Source organism: Mesorhizobium sp. M7A.F.Ca.ET.027.03.2.1 (assembly GCF_003999175.1).
GTDB lineage: Bacteria > Pseudomonadota > Alphaproteobacteria > Rhizobiales > Rhizobiaceae > Mesorhizobium.
On record NZ_RZOM01001257.1, the window covers coordinates 1 to 1564 of the forward strand.

Consider the following 1564-nt stretch of genomic DNA (forward strand, 5'->3'; position numbering starts at 1 on the left):
GTTCAAGAGGAACAGGGTGGAAACGCCGGACATGGCTTTGCGCAGTGAATCGACATCGAGAAAATCGCCTTGCGCGACCGATACGCCTGCCGGAAAGCTGGCTTTCGACGGATCGCGGACGAGAGCACGGACGTCGGCGCCACGCTTGACGAGGTGCTCGACGACTTGGCGGCCAACATTGCCTGTGGCGCCGGTAACGAGGATGGTCATGGAATTTCTCCTGTTGGGTTGCTTGACAGGCCCAATATGTGTGGCTCACAAACAGTCAAACAGGCCGAAATTTTAGACGCACCGTCTCACTGGTGGAACACTCATGGATATTCTGGCCCTCACCGATTTCAACCTCGTTGCCCGCCATGGCGGTTTCGGCAAAGCGGCAAGGGCCACCGGCCGGCCCAAGGCAACCTTGTCGCGGCGGGTTGGGGAGTTGGAGAGCAGCCTTGACCTGCGCCTGTTTGAACGGGGCGCGCGCAACCTGAAGCTGACCGAAGAAGGACGGGCGCTCTTCGAGCGGACGGGAGTATTGCTTGCCGAACTGGACGAGACGGCTGCGGAGATCGCCTCGGGCGGTCGGAAACCCAAGGGCAGATTGCGTATCAGCGCGCCCCTGCTTTTTTCTCAGACCGCGATGGGGAGGATCGCCGCGGGATTTGCCCTCAAATTTCCGGAGGTGAGGCTGGAGGTCACGACGGAGGACCGGGCTGTGGACATGATCGAGGAAGGCTACGACCTGGTGATCCGGGTCAACCCGGATCCCGACGAAAGCTTGATCGGACGGGCGTTTCTCCGCGACCGGCTGGTCGTCGTGGCGAGCCCTCAACTTCCTCGCACCGGTGATCCGGCCCCTGGCGTTGCGCGCGGGACAGGCGAACGGCAAACATGGCACGTGAAGACAGAGGCTGGCCGGTCGGCGATAGAAATCGAGCCGGTCCTCGCTTTGGGAACGCTCATTATGGTGCGCGATGCGGTGCGAGCGGGGGTCGGGGCAGCACGTCTTCCCATTTCGTTGGTGGCCCACGATTTGGCTGACGGCACACTGGTGAACTGGGGAGACATTGACGGGCCGGAGATCGCTCTGTGGACGCTCTACCCGTCTCGGCGGCTGCTCAGCCCGCGCGTGTCGGCTTTCCTGGACTTTCTGAAACAGGCCTTCCCGAACGGGACGCCGGACGAACTGGCCGCCTATATCGGCAGGTGATGCCGAACCCGCTTTCAGCGCGCTGGGGCCTGGGCAGCGCCACGTCACCTGCCAGCCTGCTTGGCAGAACATGCCGCGACCTCCGATCCACTCCTCGACAGAACCCGGAAAACAGGCCGATCGCGCCGGCAGGCCCGTTTCGCGAACGATTGTTTTCGGTGTGGAACAAACTGGGTGCATGGAGGTTTTGGCCTCGCCGCACTCAGGAGGACGTGGTGAAGGCTCTGCGTAGTCTCCTTGCCGAACTGTCATCCAACTGGCTCAGGCGCCGCAAGGCGCAAGCGTCCAACACCGCTAGGAATGCCAAAGCCACGCCCAGCGTTGCGCCGCAGGCGTCAAATCAGCGTGCCGCTCATAGGCCCAAGC

General features: G+C 62.6%; 2 protein-coding genes. One reads left to right on the plus strand and one right to left on the minus strand.

Annotation, left to right across the window (positions count from 1 at the left end; genetic code table 11):
• A partial coding sequence (locus EN750_RS33590) for an NAD(P)H-binding protein (RefSeq protein ID WP_127399217.1) occupies positions 1-210 on the minus strand: 210 nt, incomplete at its 3' end.
• Positions 211-313: 103 nt separating this feature from the next.
• Here EN750_RS33590 and EN750_RS33595 point away from each other — a divergent pair.
• Positions 314-1198 (plus strand): LysR family transcriptional regulator, encoded by an 885-nt coding sequence (locus EN750_RS33595; RefSeq protein ID WP_127399218.1) that lies wholly within the window; start codon positions 314-316, stop codon positions 1196-1198.
• Positions 1199-1564: the final 366 nt, after the last annotated feature.